The organism is Nostoc sp. (assembly GCF_036917935.1).
Classification (GTDB): domain Bacteria; phylum Cyanobacteriota; class Cyanobacteriia; order Cyanobacteriales; family Nostocaceae; genus Nostoc.
The window spans coordinates 1-20,918 of record NZ_JBALEL010000014.1 but is presented as its reverse complement, the minus strand read 5'-3'; the positions used below and the strand labels follow the sequence as shown (position 1 = coordinate 20,918).

15 protein-coding genes, 1 tRNA gene and 1 pseudogene are annotated in these 20,918 nt (G+C 41.3%); 6 read left to right on the top strand and 11 right to left on the bottom strand.

What is annotated here, in order from left to right:
- Positions 1–61: 61 nt before the first annotated feature.
- From prfB to V7K62_RS06235, 3 genes and pseudogenes are all read right to left on the bottom strand, one after another.
- Positions 62–1,184, bottom strand: a protein-coding gene (gene prfB, locus V7K62_RS06245; RefSeq protein ID WP_334862753.1) for a peptide chain release factor 2 whose coding sequence is annotated in 2 segments (ribosomal slippage) — positions 62–1,111 and positions 1,113–1,184 — 1,122 coding nt in all. Because the reading frame shifts where the segments join, the coding sequence is not laid out codon by codon here.
- A gap of 116 nt (positions 1,185–1,300) precedes the next feature.
- Positions 1,301–2,453 (bottom strand): annotated as a pseudogene (locus V7K62_RS06240) (PCRF domain-containing protein).
- Between the two features lie 133 nt (positions 2,454–2,586).
- Positions 2,587–3,315 carry a Bax inhibitor-1/YccA family protein gene (locus V7K62_RS06235; RefSeq protein WP_334862751.1) on the bottom strand — a complete coding sequence of 243 codons (729 nt, stop codon included), beginning with the start codon at positions 3,313–3,315 and terminating at the stop codon, positions 2,587–2,589.
- A 961-nt stretch (positions 3,316–4,276) separates the two neighbouring features.
- Here V7K62_RS06235 and V7K62_RS06230 point away from each other — a divergent pair.
- Positions 4,277–5,062: an RNA polymerase sigma factor SigF gene (locus V7K62_RS06230; protein ID WP_334862749.1), complete on the top strand. Its 786-nt coding sequence runs from the start codon at positions 4,277–4,279 to the stop codon at positions 5,060–5,062.
- Positions 5,063–5,120: 58 nt separating this feature from the next.
- Here V7K62_RS06230 and bchD read toward each other — a convergent pair whose 3' ends face one another.
- The gene (gene bchD / locus V7K62_RS06225; RefSeq protein ID WP_334862747.1) at positions 5,121–7,154 is read right to left on the bottom strand and encodes a magnesium chelatase ATPase subunit D; all 2,034 of its coding nucleotides are present in this window, start codon (positions 7,152–7,154) and stop codon (positions 5,121–5,123) included.
- A 122-nt stretch (positions 7,155–7,276) separates the two neighbouring features.
- Here bchD and V7K62_RS06220 point away from each other — a divergent pair, with 122 nt between their 5' ends.
- From V7K62_RS06220 to rnc, 5 genes are all read left to right on the top strand, one after another.
- On the top strand, positions 7,277–7,864 hold the full coding sequence (locus V7K62_RS06220) for a Uma2 family endonuclease (RefSeq protein ID WP_334862932.1): 588 nt from the start codon (positions 7,277–7,279) through the stop codon (positions 7,862–7,864).
- A gap of 238 nt (positions 7,865–8,102) precedes the next feature.
- The gene (locus tag V7K62_RS06215) at positions 8,103–8,393 is read left to right on the top strand and encodes a hypothetical protein (RefSeq protein ID WP_334862745.1); all 291 of its coding nucleotides are present in this window, start codon (positions 8,103–8,105) and stop codon (positions 8,391–8,393) included.
- 21 nt (positions 8,394–8,414) lie between these two features.
- Entirely contained in the window at positions 8,415–8,720 is a 306-nt protein-coding gene (locus V7K62_RS06210) for a hypothetical protein (RefSeq protein WP_334862743.1), read from the top strand.
- 539 nt (positions 8,721–9,259) lie between these two features.
- Complete coding sequence (locus V7K62_RS06205) at positions 9,260–10,045, top strand: NYN domain-containing protein (RefSeq protein WP_334862741.1); 786 nt, start codon at positions 9,260–9,262, stop codon at positions 10,043–10,045.
- Between the two features lie 136 nt (positions 10,046–10,181).
- Positions 10,182–10,868: a ribonuclease III gene (rnc, locus tag V7K62_RS06200; RefSeq protein WP_334862738.1), complete on the top strand. Its 687-nt coding sequence runs from the start codon at positions 10,182–10,184 to the stop codon at positions 10,866–10,868.
- A 149-nt stretch (positions 10,869–11,017) separates the two neighbouring features.
- Here the strand turns inward: rnc and ftsH2 are convergent, their stop codons facing one another.
- From ftsH2 to V7K62_RS06165, 7 genes are all read right to left on the bottom strand, one after another.
- A complete protein-coding gene (gene ftsH2, locus V7K62_RS06195) occupies positions 11,018–12,904 on the bottom strand; it encodes an ATP-dependent zinc metalloprotease FtsH2 (RefSeq protein ID WP_334862736.1) in 1,887 nt (628 codons plus the stop codon).
- A gap of 548 nt (positions 12,905–13,452) precedes the next feature.
- A complete protein-coding gene (locus V7K62_RS06190; protein WP_334862734.1) occupies positions 13,453–13,947 on the bottom strand; it encodes a hypothetical protein in 495 nt (164 codons plus the stop codon).
- Positions 13,948–14,170: 223 nt separating this feature from the next.
- Complete coding sequence (gene gltX / locus V7K62_RS06185; RefSeq protein WP_334862732.1) at positions 14,171–15,616, bottom strand: glutamate--tRNA ligase; 1,446 nt, start codon at positions 15,614–15,616, stop codon at positions 14,171–14,173.
- Positions 15,617–15,848: 232 nt separating this feature from the next.
- Positions 15,849–15,922 (bottom strand) — tRNA-Asp (locus V7K62_RS06180).
- A 110-nt stretch (positions 15,923–16,032) separates the two neighbouring features.
- Entirely contained in the window at positions 16,033–17,559 is a 1,527-nt protein-coding gene (locus V7K62_RS06175) for a serine/threonine protein kinase (protein ID WP_334862730.1), read from the bottom strand.
- A gap of 97 nt (positions 17,560–17,656) precedes the next feature.
- A complete protein-coding gene (locus V7K62_RS06170) occupies positions 17,657–19,279 on the bottom strand; it encodes a serine/threonine protein kinase (RefSeq protein WP_334862729.1) in 1,623 nt (540 codons plus the stop codon).
- Positions 19,280–19,575: 296 nt separating this feature from the next.
- Positions 19,576–20,760 carry an esterase-like activity of phytase family protein gene (locus tag V7K62_RS06165; RefSeq protein WP_334862727.1) on the bottom strand — a complete coding sequence of 395 codons (1,185 nt, stop codon included), beginning with the start codon at positions 20,758–20,760 and terminating at the stop codon, positions 19,576–19,578.
- Positions 20,761–20,918: the final 158 nt, after the last annotated feature.

The window sequence follows — 20,918 nt, the reverse complement described above, 5'->3', positions numbered from 1 at the left end:
ATTGCTAAGGCGTTTTTCAGTGAAACGCCTTAGCAATCGTGGTGTTATGTAATGAGCGCCTCTATGCTGGAGTATTTTCTACTAGTTTATTTTCTTGGCGCAGATAAGCTTGGATGAATGTATCAAGTTCACCATTCATCACATCACCAATCGCTGTAGTTTCCGTAGTTGTACGTAAATCTTTCACCATTTGGTAAGGGTGAAACACATAGTTACGGATTTGGTTTCCCCAGGAGGCTTCCACCATATCGCCACGAATTTCGGCAATTTCTTGGGCACGTTGCTCTTTAGCTATGACCAACAGCTTTGCTTTGAGGCGATTTAGGGCTTTTTCTTTATTTTGCAGCTGCGATCGCTCTTCTGTACAGCGCACGGCAAGACCCGTAGGAAGGTGAACAATCCGCACCGCAGTTTCTACTTTGTTGACGTTTTGCCCACCTTTACCACCAGAGCGAGTTGTGGTGATATCCAAATCTTTGTCTGGAATATCTAATTGCACAGAGTTATCAATCTGTGGCATTACTTCCACCCCTGCAAAACTGGTTTGTCGCTTACCGTTGGCATTAAAAGGTGAAATCCGCACTAAGCGATGTGTACCCATCTCCGATCGCAAATAACCATAGGCATAGCGACCAGTAATTTCTAGGGTTGCCGATTTAATTCCGGCTTCATCACCCTCCGACTCTTCAGCTAAAGTTACCTTATAGCCGTGAGCTTCGCCCCAACGGGTGTACATCCGCATCAGCATAAATGCCCAGTCTTGAGCATCTGTACCACCAGCACCAGCACTAATCGTCAGTACAGCCCCTTCTGCATCATAGGGGCCAGAAAGTAACTGTTGTAACTCCCACTGATCCAGGTCACGATTCAGTTTAGTGATAGTAGATTCGGCTTCTTGGAGTAGTGCTTCATCGGTTTCTAACTCCAACAATTCAACAACTGCCTTAGTATCTTCGAGATTGGCGTGCCAGCGATCGTATTGCTGGAGGTGGGCTTTCAGGTCATTGAGTTCTTGTAGGGTTTGTTGGGCCTGGGTTTGATCATCCCAAAATTCTGGTTGTGCTGATATTTTTTCCAGGTCTTGAATTTTGGCTGTTAGTGCAGGTACGTCAAAGATAGTCCTGGGTTTTACCCAGGCGGCCAGACAACGTTTCGATTTCGCGTTTGAGTTCTAGGACATCCATAATGCTTGCTGAATGATAGATAGAGCGCTTTGGATTGGAAAATTGCTCTTTATTCTACTTATGTTTCTTGATTTTAGCTGTAGTTGGGCAAATTTTTTCTGCACTAGTTACAAAAGTTACTTGAAATTATCAAGCGCTTCTTTACCCACTGAAGTAATAAGATTTAGCTGTTGCAGATAGGCTTTGATCAAAAAATCAATCTTACCGTCTAATACCTCTGTCGCAACAGTTGTTTCTACATTGGTACGTAAATCTTTCACCTTGGTGTAAGGATGCAAGATATATTCACGGATGAGCTTGCTGGATAAAGATTTTATCAGCCGGGGTTGAATTTCGCCAATTTGCTGGACATTTTGGGCAAGTGCGTAGGCGTAGCCAGCCGTAGGCATCGCAAACAGTTTACTCTTAAGAATCGCTAAGGCTTTCTCTTTATTTTGCATCTGGCTACGCTCTTGGTTACAAGATACACTAATCCCAGTAGGAATGTGAACCATCTTTACCCATGTTTCTGTCCGGTTGACATTCCCCCGATGCCGATAAAAAGTAATTTCCAAATCCTTCTCTGGAATATCAAAATCAACAGACTCATCTAAAATCGGGCTAACTTCTACACTGGCTAGGCAAGTATGCCGCCTGCCATTGCCATGAACAGGAGAAATTCGCTCTATTCTTGCATGAGTTCCTTGTTCCGATTTGAGTCAGCCATAAGCATAACGCCCTGTAATTTCTATGGTTGCATGTTTGACCCCTCCTAAATCACCTGCTGACTCTTGCACTAGATATACTTTATGGTTATGATTTACTGCCCAACTATGGTATAGCCGCAATAACATCGCTGCCCAATCTTCAGCATCTATGCCACCAACCTCAGCCGTAATTGCCAAAAATGCACCCTTTTGGTCGCAGGGGCTGGACAGTAATTGTTGTATTTCTACGATTTCGAGTTCTTGCTGGAGTTGGGTAAGGTTGGTTTGTGCCTCTTGCAACAATTCCTCATCAGCAGATAATTCTAGTAGTTCTAATGCGGCCTTGATATCTTCTAGAATGAAGTGCGATCGCTGATATTGTTTCTTTTTAGCGTTGAGGGATTCAATTTCTTGAACTTTCTGATAGTAAGTGACAGAATTATCCCAGAAAGTAGGTTGAGAAATTAATTGATTCAAGTCTTCAATTTTTGCACTCAGTTCTCGGAGGTCAAAGACAGCCTTCAGCCTTGGTCAAGATATTAGACAACCTTTCTACTTCGCGTTTGATGTTTAAGAGTTTCAGCATAGTTTTGCTCACTTGAGGCTGAACTTATCTACATATTCTACATTAAAACGATGAAAAAACCGTGAGTGCTAAAAATTTAACCACGGTTTTTACTTTATAAAACTTGACTTTTGTTAGCGCCTACAGACAATTAATCGCGGCCATTGATGGCAATTAGCAACCGTAAGATAAAGACAAACAAGTTGATGTAGGTTAAGTACATCGACAAAGCAGCAGGCAAATATTGATCATCGCTGTAAGTGCGGGGCAAGATGTAGAAATCAACTACAGAAACCCCAACAAACAGGAATACCCCCAAACCAGAGATGGCGATTTCTAACCAATTTGGCGTGTAAACACCAAACATGGCAAATCCGAATTGGGCAAGGCACACAACCACCAAGGCAATAACACCGAGATTGATGGTTTTCGTCAAAGCCATCCCATCTTGTTCAGAAAGATTTGAACCAATTTGACGGGCAGCAATAAAGGTGACACCACAACCAAGGGCAGCCAACCCAATGCCTTGAATGCCAACACCTTGGGATCTCAAAGCGACAAATATCAAGCCACTGAGAGTATATCCAGACAAGAGGCTGTAGGTTGCCAACAGGGGTAATGCAAGACCCTTGTTACCTTTTTGGGCAACATTTTGGGCAACAAAGAACAAAATTAACTCCAAAATCACCGCACCAATGAAGGTGGGAAAGAATATTTCGGGGTTAGTACGGATAACTCCCAAACCGCCGTAGGTTCCTAATGCCGTTAGCACCAATCCACCACCGACGTAGGGGAGGGCATTGGCAATCACGTTTGGGCCAACGAGGGCGTGAGATTTAGCCTCACGGATAGCTTGACGAAAATTACTGGTATTGCTCATATTGAAAAACTGTTTTTTAGGAAAATGTTCTGCTTATTTCTATTCTTACCAATCTTTGCGGTTCACAGCCAAGGATTAAATAAGGTTGCCAAATCTGAAGGGCAGCTTTGTTGTTTAGAGTCGTCAGTCTCTAAGGATTCCACAGCCCCTTTACTACTGATAGCATAGTCAGTCTTTAGCCAAAAAGAAAAGGCAACGGTAGAACAATCTCTTTTGCAAAATCAGGTCAGCGACTCCTTAGAGAATGTTTTAAAAGTGTTCGGCTGTAATTTGAGGCACTTCTAGATCCCCCCTACCCCCCTTATAAAGGGGGGAACCGGAATCAAAGTCCCCCAATTTATCGGGGGATTTAGGGGGATCTAAAACGTTTTGCTACCGACCAGAGAACTTTTCAAACATCCTCTTAGAGAATGAACAAACTGGGCTAGCTTGTCGCCTGCAATTTATGCAAAAGGTCTATTGAATGGAAATGTCCTTCAATACCCAACTAAGTACAAATCCACATAAAAATGAGTCGGAATTCTGTTTTTTGTCGCTTGGATTTTATTCTTCAATGCAACTGGCAATGTAGATTTTTGACCTTTCTTAATGACGGTGCGTACTAAGAGATAAAATTGCCCAGTCTCTTTTGCAATTAGTTGAGTACCGATCCAATTGCGCTCAGTATGACTGATGGGTATTAGGTCAGTCAGGCATTTTTCAGCATAAATAGCTAGTTTTTGTTGCAAAAGCTAAAGATTATATACCATTCAAGAGTTATGTAAAAAGTAAAAATTACCTGTAACAGAGAGGTTCGTAAAATCATGCGTACAAATACTGAATTGTGGAGTTCGACCCCTGATAAGTTCAGTGAAACGACGATGGCTTATTCTGGCTTGACTAAGGAAAATAATTACAGCTTAGAAGAAAATATACGCAGCTCTATTTTCTCAGGAATAGGAGTTACAACAAAGGAATGTATATGGCAACAAGTGAGTCCTCTTTACGAACTGATGGTATAGAATTATTACACTTGTACCACCAGAATCCTTCTATTAAACTTCGTAATAAACTTGTACAGTTACATACTGGCTTAGTGCGAAAGATGGCTCATAAATTCAGCCATCAATGTAATGAACCTTATGAAGATTTAGAACAAATCGGTTATTTTGGTTTAATTAGGGCAATTGAGCGCTTCGACCCTAGCCAAGGATATGCTTTTAGTTCCTTTGCAGTGCCATACATTCGCGGTGAGATGCTGCACTTTTTGCGCGATCGCAGTACTCTATTAAAAATTCCCCGTCGTTGGCAAGAATTATACAATGAAGGGCAAAAGATTCGCAAGGACTTGTCAATGTCTTTAGGTCGCCCACCCAAGGATGCTGAAATTGCCAGCCAACTTCGGGTATCTGTGCAAGAATGGCAAGAAACCAAGTTAGCTGCTCAAAACCGGATGCCTTTGAGTTTAGATGCAACCGCAGTTAACTATGTTGATTGCCAAATAACCTTGGGTGAGGCACTTCCTTGTCCTCGTTCTCATGTGCTTCTGCAACAAGAAGAAGAACGCCAACAACTCCAAGGTGCAATAAATATGTTAGAAGAAAAGCCCCGTATGGCAGTTGAAATGGTATTTTTAAAGGAACTTTCTCGTAAGGATGCTGCTAAAAATATTGGTACTAGTCCAATGACAGTAACGCGCTATCTGCAAAAGGGAATTCAAGATTTGATTTTCTATTTACAACCACAAGTGATGCCCACTGGATCGTAGTGATTAGTCAATGGTCAGTGGTTAGTAGAAAAGCAACTGACAAATGACAAATGACTAATTATCTAGATTTTAAATCAGCGATCGCACCTTTGGTCATAGCAGCAATAGCTTGATCTGTCGCTTTCGGCAAATGATAATATTTACCGCCTGCTGTTTGGGATAATTCTTTAGCAAAGCCCGTGGACACAAATTTACTTTCCGTATCAATTACTAATAGTTGCATCCCCAAAGCCCGGATTCTGGCAGCAATTTCTAATAATTCTCCTTTGATATCTGGCTTTTCGCCTGGTTCTAGTTGTTCACCTAAAGAACGCGCTAAGGGAATATTACCTCGTCCATCGGTGATTGCTACAAGGACAACTTGCCCAATATCTCCACTCATCTGAGCATTTAAGCCGACGCGCACAGCTTGAGTTAAACCATGCGCTAAAGGGGAACCCCCACCACAGGGCAACCTTTCCAAGCGGTTACGCGCCAAAGCAATAGAACGTGTTGGAGGCAATAATACCTCTGCCTGTTCTCCTCGGAAGGGAATTAATGCTATTTGGTCACGGTTTTGATAAGCTTCAGTCAACAGTTGCATCACCGCACCTTTAGCCGATTGCATTCGATTCAGGGCCATTGAGCCAGAAGCATCTACCACAAATACTACCAACGCCCCGGCTTTGCGTACCAGGCGTTTCGAGCGAATATCAGCCTGTTCGACAATAACTTTTCTATCTGGGTGTTTTTCTCTTCGGGCTTTTTGATAAGGAGCCGCAGCTCTCAGGGTGGCATCTACTGCAATGCGTCGCGCTTTCCCCTTGGGCAACATTGGCTTAATGTAGCGTCCCCTGTCATCGGAAAAGATGACACTGCGACTACCAGATTTACCCTGCCGCTTCGCCATTTGAGTAAAGTAAAGCACGTTGTCATCAAGAATTACCCCTTCCGGATCAAAAATGAATTCTTCCGGGATGCTAGGGGGTTGTTGCTCTTGATTTTCTTCCTGTTCTTCTTGTTCTTCCTCTTCTTCCTCTTCTGATTCGTCCTGGGGTTCTTCTTGATTTTGTGGTGGGGGTGGAGGCGGTGGTGGTGATTGTTCTGGTGGCGGTGTCTGCACAATTGTGGCGCGTGGTACAATCACCAATTCCACCGCACGGCGCAAATCTTCGGCATTAACTGTTGTCCGTCCCTCCAAAGCCGCCGCCGCTTTAGCAACCCGCGTGGCGAATAACTCAGCGCGATGTCCCTGAACTCCGCCGCGAATCGCCTCATCTACCAGGTAAGCAATTTGTTCATGGGTGATGATTACTTCTTTCAACCATTCCCGCGCCAAGATGATTTGGGTTTTGAGGGCGTCTAAATCTTCGTTGTACTGTTTGAGGAAGTCTTGGGGGGATTTAGAATAAGCGATCGCAACTTCTACTGCTTCTACTCTTTGATCTAAACCGAGTACACCGTCAGCAGAGAGTGCGATCGCAATTCTATCTAATAAATGCTCTCGTAATCCGCCTTCTTCTGGGTTGTAGGTGGCAATAAACAGGGATTTACACGGATGCTGAAAACTAATCCCTTCCCGTTCAATCTGGTTACGTCCGTCAGATAATACTGTTAGAAGCTGATTTGATATTTGGTCATCTAATAAATTAATTTCATCTACGTACAGTACACCCCGGTTTGCTGTAGCGAGTAAGCCGGGCTGAAAAATCGTATCACCTTGTTTTACCGACTTTTCCACATCCACAGAACCGAGGAGTCGGTCTTCAGTGATACCTAGAGGAATTTGCAAAAAAGGCGCGGGGATAATTTCGACGGGAACATCTTGAATGTCTTTATCTGCGTACTCCGCCAACAGTTGATCATCCCATTCTTCTGGGTGGTTGGGGTCACAGTTGCTGATTGAGCCTTTGACAACTTCAATCGGCGGTAGTAGAGCGTGGATAGCACGAGCCATTACAGATTTTGCCGTACCGCGACGACCTGCGATCGCCACTCCTCCCAAACCAGGATCAACGGCTGCTAACAGCAAGGCTAATTTAATTGCTTCTTGACCGACAACGGCACTCAAGGGAAAAGCAGTGATGGTGGGGTTGATAGTAGGCGCAGGCATTGTTTGCTTTCATAGCGAGTCTCGGCCTTTAGCATACCAATTTCTGACACATTTAGAATATAAGTGCGATGTCTAACGACAAGCGGCTACGCGTCTACGCATTTCCCTTGGGAGGAAGATTTATGAGTATTGCTCAAGCTAAACGCTTCACTCTGGATGAATACCACAGGCTTACTGAATTGGGCTTTTTCCATGAAGATGACCACATTGAATTAATCAACGGGGAAATTATTGAAATGGCATCCAAAAGTACAGCCCATGAAACTTGTTTGCGAAAACTGTGGAAAGAACTCCCCAAAATCCTGGGAGACAGGGCTACTTTACAATCTCAAGCCCCGATTGCTTTGCCACCTAACAGCGAACCTAAACCGGATTTTGCGATCGTTCAAAACCGTGCTGATGATTATCTGTCGGCTCATCCTAAACCGGCTGATGTGTTATTGGTGATCGAGGTTTCAGATTCTTCTTTGGGTTATGACCAAGATGTGAAAATTCCTCTCTATGCTAAATCAGGTATTACTGATTATTGGATATTCAATTTATTCGATAACTATTTGGAATTTTATAGTGAGCCATATCAGGATAATCAAGGTAAATATGGTTATTTAAATAAGCGACTTTTCTTGTCAAATCAGGTAATATTTTTTCCTTGCTTCACTGATTCATCTCTTGATTTAATTAAGGTGTTTCCGCCCAAGCAGAATTTTTAAACTTTGCTATGGCATAAAACGATTTTTGTAAAATTTAATTTATTATTCGCCCAATATTTTTAAAACAACCTCTAAGAGGATGTCTGAGAAGTATCAAATATTTCTTGATCCCCTCTAACCCCCCTTAAAAAAGGGGGGAACCGGAATTAAAGTCCCCCTTTTTAAGGGGGATTTAGGGGGATCTCCAAGGGTTAGATGTATACAAAAAAACTTTTAAAACATCCTCTAAGCCTAAGGAGTGGGTTTTATAGCTTATAGTGATTTCAAACTTCTTGAAGTTATTGATTCCTTTGGGTTAGTTATCCATGATTCATCGGGACTATTTGCAAATATACAGGAGCAAGAATGTAGTGATTTATTATCTACTATTCTTAAGGAAAATGTTGATTTAGCGGTAGCGATAAGTTCGGTAAAAGCTCGGACTGAAATGATAATCAGTCCAATTTTATTAGAAATTAGACGCAAATTTAATTATGAAATAAGTTTGTTTTCGGGAGTTGATTTTACTGTTGATAGCCAACGAGGATGAAATGGCTTTTGTGATTTTATTTTGAGTCTTTCTTCAGAGCAGTTGCTTGTACGTAGTCCGGTAGTTGTCTTAGTAGAAAGTACAAATGAGAATTTGAGGTCTGGTTTAGCGCAATGTATTGCTGAAATGGTAGCTGCTCAGTTATTTAATGAGAGAGGTGGAAATCAAATACAAGCTATATATGGTGCTGTTACTATCGGTACGATCTGGCAATTTCTTAAGCTTGAAAGTAATATAGTTTCGATTGATTTGAGTGAATATTATATTAAGTATATTAAGAAAACTTTAGGTATTTTGTATAGTGCGATCGCGCAAAGTAAACCGTAATTTATTTATTAACTAAAAAAATAGATGACATAGATGATTCTTAAAGTTGATGGATAATAGCCGATGTCTTACGACAAGCGACTACGCGTCTACGCTTTTACAAAATCTTCATAAGTAACTATATTGACATCCAGCATCAGATGTGACAATGTGTATTTAAGACAGAACAAACAACCGCACTCTAAAGCGCAGGTTTTTGGTGTTGTCTCAGCAGCAAAATTCCTAGTTTCCTGCCGAGCTTTGTTTCATCCCTTTGGCTGAATCTTCAGCCCAATGTCAGGTCAATTCATTGATTAGGTTTTCAATGGGAAGACAAGATATTTGGATGAATATTCAGGGCAAAGGGTAACAAAACTTGTTAGGTAACTGGGATTTCTACGGCTGAGACTTGAACCAAAAAACGCTACGGTAAGAGAATCTTATGGCAGAGAAGTACTTTTTAAGTACAAATTCTTAGTCTAAAGTTCTGCTACTGTTTAGATGTGTAATTTGTTAAAGCTGTCCAGTCATTCGCAAAAATAAACTCTGGACACCTACTAATGATAGACACTCACATAGCTTCAAACAGAACCAGTCATAAGCAACTCAAGGTTTTGATCTATTGGGATTTTCAGAACGCTAAGTTAAGCCTGGAATTAGCCAAACTATTACTGGTTTTTGCCAAATCCATAGGACGTTTAATTGGCAAAAACATCTACTATAATTCGCAGTGCGAAGATCAAGCTGCCGCAAAGAATAATCTAGCCAGTATTAGTTATACCTGTTTTGATGTTCCCTGTCCTCTCAAGGATAGTGCAGACAATCAATTGATAGCTGACTGTCTAAAAGATATTCACAGTAATCTTTCTCCAGATATAGTAATCCTTATATCAGGAGATGGAGACTTTGTGAATTTGGTTCGTAATTTGCAAAAATTGGGTAAAAAAGTCATCATCTTTGCTCAAGCGGGTAATGTAAAACAGAAGCTTAAAGAACTTGCTGATGAATTTTACTTTATAGACAAGTTACCTGAGTTAGTTGATAAAAAAACTAAATCTCAAACCACTTCCATTGAGTTTAAGATTAATTACAATGAGGCTATAGAATGCTTTACTAAAGCTATCACAACTACTTTAAGTCAAGGCAAACATACAGAATTTGGCTACATTGACAAATTGATGCGTCAGCATTGTGTTAGTTATCAAGGGTTTTCCTCAATACATACACCTGATGGCAAGAAGTTTAAAAGTTTTGGTAAGTTTGTTGATGCTGCTGTCAGGGATGGTAAAGTCCAAAAACAAGGTCAGGAATTGTTTTTAGTTGAGTTAGACAAACTGGCTGCTTAAAATAGCTTTTAAAAACCCAGCTTTTACTCAACTGGGTTTTACCAATACCGCTATCTGCGGTTTTTTCATGCCTGAAGATATAGCACTCGTAAAGTTTCCCAACAGTCAATTTTCGCAACAAGATACAAGATTAAAAATGCACAAAATTCTAATATTCCATAATGAAAAGCTCCTACGCCGTGCGCTTACCCACCGTTCTTATGTCCATGAAAACCCCGGAGAAGGTGAACATAATGAACGCCTAGAATTCCTCGGTGATGCTTTGCTGAATTTCTTAAGTGGCGAGTATTTATATAGTTGTCACCCAGAAATGGGAGAAGATGAATTAACCCGACGGCGTTCGGCGCTGGTAGATGAAAAGCAATTGGCAAAGTTCGCTGAAGAGGTAGGTTTAGACTTTAGGATGCGGTTAGGAAAAGGCGCAATTCGAGATGGAGGCTACCAAAATCCTAATTTGCTCAGTAGTACCTTTGAGGCAGTTCTTAGTGCTTACTATTTGGATAATGATTCTAATATTGAAACAGTTCGCGCAATTATAGAACCACTATTTGATTCTGTTGATCCTAAGCATATAATTGTGCCTCGTTCTAATGTAGACTCAAAAAACCGCTTTCAAGAATGGGTGCAACGCAACGTTACCCCAAATCCCCCCAAATATTTCACAGACCAAATAGGAGGCCCTTCTCATGCGCCAGAATTCATAGCCAAAGTATTGGTAGATGAAAAGATTTACGGAGAAGGTAAGGGACGCAATAAAAAAGATGCAGAAAAAGCTGCTGCTGAAGATGCGCTAGCTAAGTTGAAAAAACAAGGTTTGTTATAGTTTATGGATTCATAAATTTTGATAATTTTAAAATTAAAAGCTTCCTAACACTGAAAAAGCGCAAAAAAATGGGGATGGTATACGCCATCCCCATTTTATTTTTTGTTACTTTACTCATTCCCAGATAGTAGCCAGAAAAGAGTCAAATATTACAGTTGCGGTGCGTACTGCTGCTTATCAGGTACTTCAGCGTACTCAGCCACAATCTGGCGGAATTCTTCGCCGTCAATGGTTTCCTTTTCGATGAGCAAATCGACTAAGCGATCGGTGACAGTGCGATGGTCACGGATGATCTTCTTAGCATTGTCGTAGCACTGCTCAACAATTTCCCTGACTTGAGCATCAATGCGGGAAGCGATGGATTCGGAATACTCAGATCGGGTTGTCCAGTCACGTCCCAAAAATACTTCTCCCTGTTGGCTTTCTAAGGAAAGTGGGCCTAAGTTTGACATTCCGAACCGCGTCACCATCTGCCGTGCCATTCCCGATAACTGCTGCAAGTCTCCACCAGCACCAGTTGTAACTTCCGCAGCCCCAAAAATCACCTCTTCGGCGGCGCGACCACCCAAAGCACCAGTAATTCTGGCTTTCAACTGGGAACGAGAAATTAATCCCTGTTCTTCGTTGGGCGTAAACCAAGTTAAACCCTGTGCTTGTCCCCGTGGAATCAAGGTTACTTTCTGCACCGGGTCATGGTCTTTTAACAAAGTCCCAACTAAGGCGTGGCCAATTTCATGGTAAGCAATTAAGCGCTTGCTCTTGCTGTCTACCAAAGGAGTACCTTCCATCCCAGCGACTACCCGATCCACTGCATCATCTATTTCGCGGAGGGTGATAGCTTCTTTGCGTCTTCTGGCGGTGAGAATTGCCCCTTCGTTGAGTAAGTTGGCTAAATCAGCACCAGTGAATCCAGGAGTGCGGCGAGCGATCGCTTCTAAGGATACGCTAGGGTCTAGTTTCTTGTTACGTGCGTGGACTTGCAAGATTTCCAAACGCCCTTTGATATCGGGTGCATCGACTGTTACTTGGCGGTCAAAGCGACCGGGACGCAACAAGGCTGAGTCTAGTACGTCGGGACGGTTGGTGGCAGCAATAATAATGATGCCTGTGTTGCCTTCAAATCCGTCCATTTCGGTGAGCAATTGGTTGAGAGTTTGCTCTCTCTCGTCGTTACCACCACCAATACCAGCACCCCGTTGGCGTCCAACGGCGTCGATTTCATCGATGAAGATGATACAGGGGGCGTTGTCTTTGGCTTTCTTGAACAAGTCGCGGACGCGGGATGCACCCACACCAACGAACATTTCCACGAATTCTGAACCAGAGATACTAAAGAAAGGTACGCCTGCTTCCCCAGCGATCGCTTTTGCTAGGAGAGTTTTACCAGTTCCAGGAGGCCCAACTAACAGCACTCCCTTGGGAATCCGTGCGCCTACAGCAGTAAATCTTTCTGGCTGCTTGAGGAAGGTGACAACTTCTTGCAATTCTTCCTTAGCTTCTTCGATTCCGGCTACGTCATCAAATTTGACCCCAGTTTTTGCCTCCATTTGGAAACGCGCTTTGGATTTGCCAAAGTTCATCGCTTGACCTGGCCCGCCTGGGAGGTTGCTAGAACGCCGGAACAAAAAGAACAATCCAGTAATCAATAAAACTGGAAACACGAGATTGCCCAACAATCCCCAAATTGCGCCATCATTCCGCATGGGGTGAGCATCAAAACTAATGGCTTTTTCTTTGAGCTTGCTAATTAACTCAGGAGCGTTAACAGGCAAATCCACACGCCACCTTTGGACACGATTTTCGATGTCTGGATCGCGGGCTTCTATAATTGCAGTCCTACCGCCTTCGTACAGATCCACGCTGGTGACGCGATCGCCGTTCAAGTATTCTAGAAAGCGACCATAAGTCATGCGGGTATTGGCTGCATTCTTACTCATGTCAGCAGGAGCGCCTGCAAAGGCACCTTGCCAGAAGAAAAAGCCAATTACCAAAGCCGGCAATGTCCAGAGTCCTAGTACTTTCCAAGAGAATTTCATCTTAATTTGCCTCTAGATGCCTATACAACTCATCAGCCTTAGCAACCGAATATTCTATTACTCTGTCACTTTGGGCTGTTAAACGGATGTTTATAACTCCATTTTGTTTAATTTGATCTCTTATATGCACTGTCATAAGGCAGTTAGGGCATTATGGCGATGCCAACAAGAATCTTAATCAAAGTTAACTTAATTTTAATACAAAATCGCACGATAAAAGGGAGCGCAACGGGATGCAACGACACTGAGGATTTCTCCAGAATGCTCCTAGTGTCGTTCAAGCCCCTTTCAATCATCATTCTGGGGGAGTGGGGGCAATACGGTTCGGTTAAGGTGCATAGCCCTTAAAGATCCCCCTTAGTCCCCCTTAAAAAGGGGGAAATAGAGCCGTTCTTAGCCCCCCTTTTTTAAGGGGGGTTGGGGGGATCGAGTCTTATCCGAACCGTATTGGGAGTGGGGGGATGAGGGGGAGTGAGAATTTTAGATTTTGGATTAAATTTCAATCTAAAATCTAAAATCCAAAATCCAAAATTGAATTGCCCCATGCCCTACTTCACTTCTGTAATTTGTAGAGTGTAAGGGAGATACTTGCCTTTTTCGTAGGAACCAATCCAAATTTGGTAACTTCCAGCCAGCCATTCACCAACAATGCCAGTATTTTTGCCATCAAAATCGTCATTACACCAAGTACCACCGGGCCCCTTGATAATCATGGTGGTATCTTCAGGACTTTGCACTTGCAGCTTTAGGTAGTCAAATTTACTTGTGAGTGCGAATGTGTGGTCTGGTGTTTCATCAACAAATCCGGTACAAGGGCCAGTGGCTGTTTCGCTTCTCCCACCTACTTGACTCCCAGATATTGAACCTCCACTCATTCCGCGAACTGTCAAGGGGTCTGGGGAAAACTGAGGGCCAATGGTGACATCTCCAAATATCGTTGGTGCTTCCTGAGCATCAGTTACAGCATTAACTGTTGATATGATGAAGAGCGTAACTATCATGAACGATAATCTCATCCCTCTATTGAGCGCTTTTGTCGGCATTGTAATTACGTTCGCTTCTAAGTGTTTTTGAAGACATGAATTTTACACACCAAGTTCCCAACATGAGGAGAATTGACTACCTATTTTAGATTTGAAATTGAGGATAATTCATTAGTAATTAGTCAATGATTTCTTGTTCTTATAGTTGCTCTACCTTATGGATAGGGGCACACGTTTGTGTGCCCCTAAAATCTAAAATATTTCTAAAATCTGGAAGTAATCGTTAATTAGCTTCCCTTATCGCCCGACTCAAGCGCGGCTTATCTAAACCAATCTGATTTAGGAGTAACCAAGATTGAATCAGGTCGGGGCCATGAACATCTCCAGTTAAGGCGGCTCTGAGCGATCGCATTACCAAGCCTTTTTTGACTTTTTGCTCTTTCACCACTTGTTTAATAATCTCCTGGGCGGCGGCTTCCGACAGTTGCGGCTGATTTTCCAAAGCTGTGACAATCCCCTCAAGGACAGCAGTCGAACCTTCTTGCTTCAGTTGTGTACTACCTTCGTCGCTAAATTCAACTGTGTCGCTAAAAAACAGTTGACTTTGAGCTACTGCATCTACCAGGCGAGTCAAACTCTGGCTAATTAAAGTTACTAGCTGTTCTAACCAGGGGCGATCTCTTCCAGCATCAAATTTATATCCCGCCGCTTGCCAATAGGGTATGAGTAAATCTGTGAGTTTATCTACTGGCGTCTTGTGGATATACTGACTGTTCAACCAATCCAGCTTGTCCCAATCAAACTTTGCACCTGCTTTATTTACACGCTCAAAGCCAAATTCTTTAGCTGCTATTTCTAAGGTAAATATTTCTTGCGTCGAGTCTGGTGGCGACCAACCCAGCAATGTCATGTAATTCACCAAGCCTTCAGCAGTAAAGCCCATTTGCTGAAAGTCAGAAATGGAAGTAACGCCATCTCGCTTAGAAAGCTTGCGCCCTTCCGTGTTCAAAATCAGCGGCGTGTGGGAAAACTCTGGGATTTTTGCACCCATTGCTTCATACAGCAGAATTTGCTTGGCTGTGTTGGCGATGTGGTCTTCTCCCCGGATGACATGGGTGATTTGCATATCAATGTCATCCACTACAACTACAAAGTTGTATAAAGGTTGACCGCTACCTTCTTCTGAGGCGCGGGCGATGACCATATCACCACCTAAATCGCTACCTCGCCAAGACATCTTTCCCCTTACTAGGTCATTCCAGACAATTTCCCGCCCATCTTCGATTTGGAAGCGAATCACAGAGGAGCGACCTTCGGCTTCATAAGCGGCGCGTTGTTCTGGGGTGAGGTGACGGTGACGGTTGTCATAACGAGGAGCTTCGCCTCTAGCTTTTTGGGCTTCTCGGAGCGCCTCAAGTTCTTCGGAAGTGGTGTAACAGCGATAGGCTAATCCTTGATCTAGCAGTTTTTGTACTGCTTCTTTATAAAGATCCAGGCGTTGGGATTGAAAAAATGGCCCTTCATCCCAGTTAAGTCCTAGCCAGCGCAGTCCTTCAAGAATATTGTCGGTGTATTCGGGACGCGATCGCTCTAAATCTGTGTCTTCTATTCGCAGTATAAATTTTCCGCCGTGGTGACGGGCAAATAACCAGTTAAATACAGCCGTTCTAGCTGTACCAATATGTAAATTTCCGGTTGGACTGGGCGCAATACGGACTCTAACAGTCACAGTTAATTCTCTCTTTCGCAAAGCATGATAAATGTAGCTTATATTTAAACCCTGAATCCTGAGTCAACCTCTTTGGGGAATTCAAAATTACAATTCACATAAAATAGATTGAGTTGCTCTGTATCCTTTTATATTTCGGTCTATAAAATGCAGACTGAGCAGCTTACCTAATAACAAATGCCCAATTCCTATATTACTCAGAAATTAGGATTCACTACTCATAGATTTAGAACGGGACTGACGGGGCTCGAACCCGCAACTTCCGCCGTGACAGGGCGGTGCTCTAACCAATTGAACTACAGTCCCTTGTTTGTCAACTTTGCTATTATCACTATTTTTTTTATGCTTGTCAAGCGTTTTGGAGTTGGAAATTAGAAATTCTTTTTGACCCGTCTCTCGAATGTGGGAATTTTTCGTTAAAGAGACCGTGATAATACAACCTGTGGCTCTGATTCCAGATGCTGCAATATTCGGGATTGCATTTGTTTATACTGCTGCTTCAATAGCTGTTTGCTCAATTGGGGTTGAGAAGCGGGTGGTAGACTATGACTCTGTTGCACCCAGGTTTTTAACATTTTCTGCTGAGTTGGCTCAATGCGACTGCTGAGAACCTTGATACAGGAATGTGGTGCTTCCAGAGTAAAGAAAATCAAAGGATATTGTTCATTTTCAGCCAAGAAACTTACCATCCTAATATTTTGAGGATTTTGCATATCTAAGTAGCACGGTAGCCACTTAGGAGCTAATTGCCGATTGTAGAGTACAGTTACCCACAAAAGCATTGGATGAGGGGATGTCACAAAGATAAACTGGTTGTAACGAATAGAAACCGCATAGTTTTTGATTTCTTGTTTAGATAACATCAACCATATCGCTGTTATAGATCCTTGTGGGGTGTCTAGAAGCTGGGGAAAAACAATTTCTTGAATTGGTTTATTTTCAGGCCACAAAAGTTGTCGATAGCTTTGTTCTACTGTGATTGGTAATGCAGAATTTAAGGGACGGCTAAGAATGGAGTTAGAAGCAAAATTTGGAGGTAATCTGGGAGAATTAGACTTTTCTAAACTGTTTAATACTTGTAAAATTTGGGCGATATTTTGGGGGCGACCGCTTGCTTTTTTAGCCAGACAAGCCATAATTAAATTATTTAGCTTTTGAGGTATTTTAAGAGTGGGTTTAACATCTGCGATCGTTTTTGGTTCTTCAAAGTGATGTGCTTTATACCAAGCGCCAAAATAATCAGTTTCTGGTTCCCAGGGTTTTTTGCCTGTGAGCATCTCAAACATCATCACACCCAGGCTATAAATATCAGAGCGACTATCTAATTTTTCCCCATCTAGCTGTTCTGGAGAACAGTAGGGTAAAGTGCCATTAAATCCTCTACTTGTACTAGCTGTTGATGTATAATTCAAAAATCTAGCAATACCAAAGTCGAGAATTTTAACTAACTGACCCAATATCGGATCGGGAATAACTAATATATTGGCAGGCTTGATATCTCGATGCACCAACGGACAAATTTTGCCATCAATGTTAATACCTTGATGGGCACACTGTAAACCCAAACAAATTTGGCGAGAGAGAGTCAAAAACATCGGCAGAGGTAGCGGAATTAAATCCTTTAAACTCTTGCCACATAGATATTCCATGACGTAGTATGGTTTTCCTTTCTCATTCACACCATAATCATACGCCCGCACTATGTGTACGCTCTTTTGACTCAAGGCTGCACTCATTAAAGCTTCACGAGCAAAGTCTTGTTGCATCTTGGTATTAACAACAGTTTGAGTCAAAAACTTGATCGCAACTGGTATACCTCCTAACAAAACATCATTTGCTAAAAAAACTTCACCCATACCACCGCTGCCAATTAATTGCTTGAGTTGATAACGATTGGCAAGCAAGCCCGTACTACTTGGAGATGTCAATGGGCTTTGATTCACTTTGTTTACCTCTGGTGCTGAGTCCATTTAAAGTTAGCAATACACACATAAAAATATTATTAATGGTAGCAAGCATTTTGAGTTTGATAACAGAATCTCAACGATGTAATAGAATTTTAAAAAATATCTCGAAGAATTTAGCCATCCAATTTTTTAAAGCTTCTTTCTCAGTTTTTTGATGTGTAGCTAAGTTTCGTAATATCTCTAACTTTAGCTTTTCGTACTCTGTTTTGAGAATATTTTTGGCTTGATTAGGCGAAATTAATTCATTTGACTGTTGACTCATATCTAACCAATCTACAAGTTGTTGGCGCTGGTTAGCCGTGAGGTTTAAAGTCGTGACATGAGAGCAATGAGTTGGATCTTCTAAGGCAAAAAATAGTAGATGATAGTAGCCTACTTCCGCTAAACTACGTGCTAAATTTTGCCCTTTCTGATCTTTCAGATCCAGAAAATAAGGTAGCCACTTAGTCGTAGAAGGTTGGGCATCGTATAGTATTGTTACCCACAGGAGCATCGGGTATACATTCATTTTACTAATAAATTCAGTACCATGTATTTTATCCAAAAATTTTGAAATCTCTTGTTTAGGCAACATTGCCCAAAAAGTTGGTATAGGTCTTTGAGGAGTCTGTAGTAAATGGGGAAACCCAATTGGCGCAATTGGTTTATTTTTAGGCCAATTTTTCTGCAAACACTCTTTTTCTGATAATAAAGTTGCGGGTACTAATTGAACCGGAAGTGAGAGTTTAATAATGTCAGTGCTATTGCTAGGAATAACATCATGAAGTTGAGCATTAACTTTTTCTAAATCTTCTAATATTTGGCTGATGTTTTGAGGGCGATCGCTTACTTCTTTAGCTAAACAACTCATCAATATTTTTTCTAAAATCGGCGGTATTTTGACTTGCGGATTTATTTCTTCAACTGTCGGTGGCATTTGAAAGCGATGCGCTTGATACCAAGTACCAAAGGAGTTACTTTTTGTCTGAAATGGATGCTTTCCTGTCAGCATCTCAAACATTAGTACTCCCAAACTATAAATGTCAGAACGGACATCTAGCAATTTGCGCCCTTCCATGTGTTCTGGAGAACAGTAAGGTAAACTGCCAATAAAAGAATCTGTCAGAGTCATCCCACTTCGTTCTGTTAAAAACTTGGCAATACCAAAATCTAGTATTTTAACAATTTCTCCTTGTTTACTATCTTCAGTAATGAATATATTTTCTGGTTTAATATCTCTATGAACAATCGGATAAATCTCTCCTTTGAGGCTGATGCCTTGATGGGCACATTGTAAGCCTAAACAAATTTGATTACAAATATGCAAAAACTTTGATATTGTTAAGGGCTGAATTTTGAGAATTTGTTTGAGATTTTTTCCTTGGAGGTATTCCATTACATAAAATGGAGTTTTATCTTCAGTAACGCCATAACTTAAAATACGAACAATATGTTTACTTTTACGACCCAATTGAGCGCCAATAAAAATCTCTCTGGCAAAACGTTGGGACATTTGTTGGTTTGCCAAACTAAGTGATAAGATTTTGATTGCGATCGGTATACCACCTTTAGCAGTATCTTCTGCTAAATAAACTCTACCCATCCCCCCTTTACCAATCAAATCTCTGATTAAATATCGATTGTTTAAAAATTGTCCAATGTAATCATCTAATTCTGCTTTTTGCCCTACCATACTCTCAATTTTATTTTCTAGCATAAAAATCATTTATGAAAAATATTGTTGGCAAAATACCTTAATAAGTCTAGCTAATTATTAAATTTAAATCTGAAAAATATTAGAATTTGAAAAAAAAATAATTCTGTGCTTTAATGATACTTAATCTCTCTGCAAAATATCCTAAACATTGTGTAACATATTTATTAAGGATTACGGTTGAGAAATTACACGTAAAGTACAAATAAGCTAGATAAAGTTGTTTGTTAGATTCCGTGAATACACAGGAATAAGTTTCAAACAAGTAAAGGCGCAATCGCACTTTTACCTCTGTACAGTTAACGATTAAGATTTGGGAGCAAACGGCGTAATAATCTAATTAGCGGATTTTCAATTTTAATTTTAAAGGCTAGTACCTGGGTGCGTTGTAGGGAGTTAAAATTGTTATCACTGATGAGAATTAATGATTGCTGACCATCCGGTAGTTTCGGCCCAAGAGTTAAACCTTCGATGTTGTCTAGAAGTACATCTATGTTTCTCAAATCTAATAGCAGTTTTTTCTGAACTGGTTTAATATTTTTGGAGTCAACTGCTAAAAGGCTATCTATCTGATGAATATCATCGGCTCCTTCTAAAGAAACCTGAAACAGGGAAATAGCAAATCCTAAACCAGTAAAAGACCGTTCTAAACTTAAGAAGTGTCCTTGATTATCGAGAGCAAGTAAATCGGGTAATCCACTAGCAAATTTGCCAATCAGATTCAAAAATGGTGTAACTGATTCAGTTTGGTAAAGAAATTCCTTTTCGGGCTGGTTGTTGAGCAAGTTGTATTGCAAAATGCGGCAAGGACTACCGATGTTAGGTTTAGCTGCGACACCATCTTGAATTAGAGCATTTTCGGTGGCTGTGAATAGATGCTTTTTATCGGGTGTGATGGTGAGGCTTTCAAAAGCCAAATTGTTGCGGATACCTTGTTGACTAGTTTTATCTGGCAAAAATTTGTTTGGGATGGGAAGTGTGACAATTTCTCTGCCAGAAGATAGTGAGAATTCTTTAATAAAAGGATTAATTAATTTTCCAGTGTCGCCTTCAGAAGAAATAAACACAGTTGCTTTATTAGTTAAGGCAATACCTTCTGTATCACTTTCACCAGGGCGAAATGTTTGACCATTTTGATTTAATAATGTAGTAACACTGACCGGAATAATTCCATTTTTTTGGAGGTAACCTTTGCTCAAGTCGATTTTCAGAGTGTAGAAACGGGCATTAGCTTTTTGTCCCCGGTCATCGGAAATAGCATAATAAAGGTTATTTTTTAGATCATAACTAATTCCAGATAAACCTCCAACTTCAGTTTTCTGAAAGATTAAACCTTTCGGTAAAGTCGCTTCACCGATAAATTCTATGCTACTGATTTCAACAGCATTTGTAGATAAAAAAGTGAATAAAAAAATGATAATTATAATCGGGATAAAGAAATAAATAATTCGTGGGATTGCAAATTTTTTTTTAATTAGCGGCATAGAATTTTTTGTGAAAGTGTGAAAATTACCAATAAGATATCAGGCTGAAGGATGCAACATACGTTAGAGGATGTTTGAAAAGTCTACGCTTGTATCTAGATCCCCCCTAGCCCACGCCAGTCGCTCCACTTGGGGAGACCCCATCGCGCAGCGTCTCG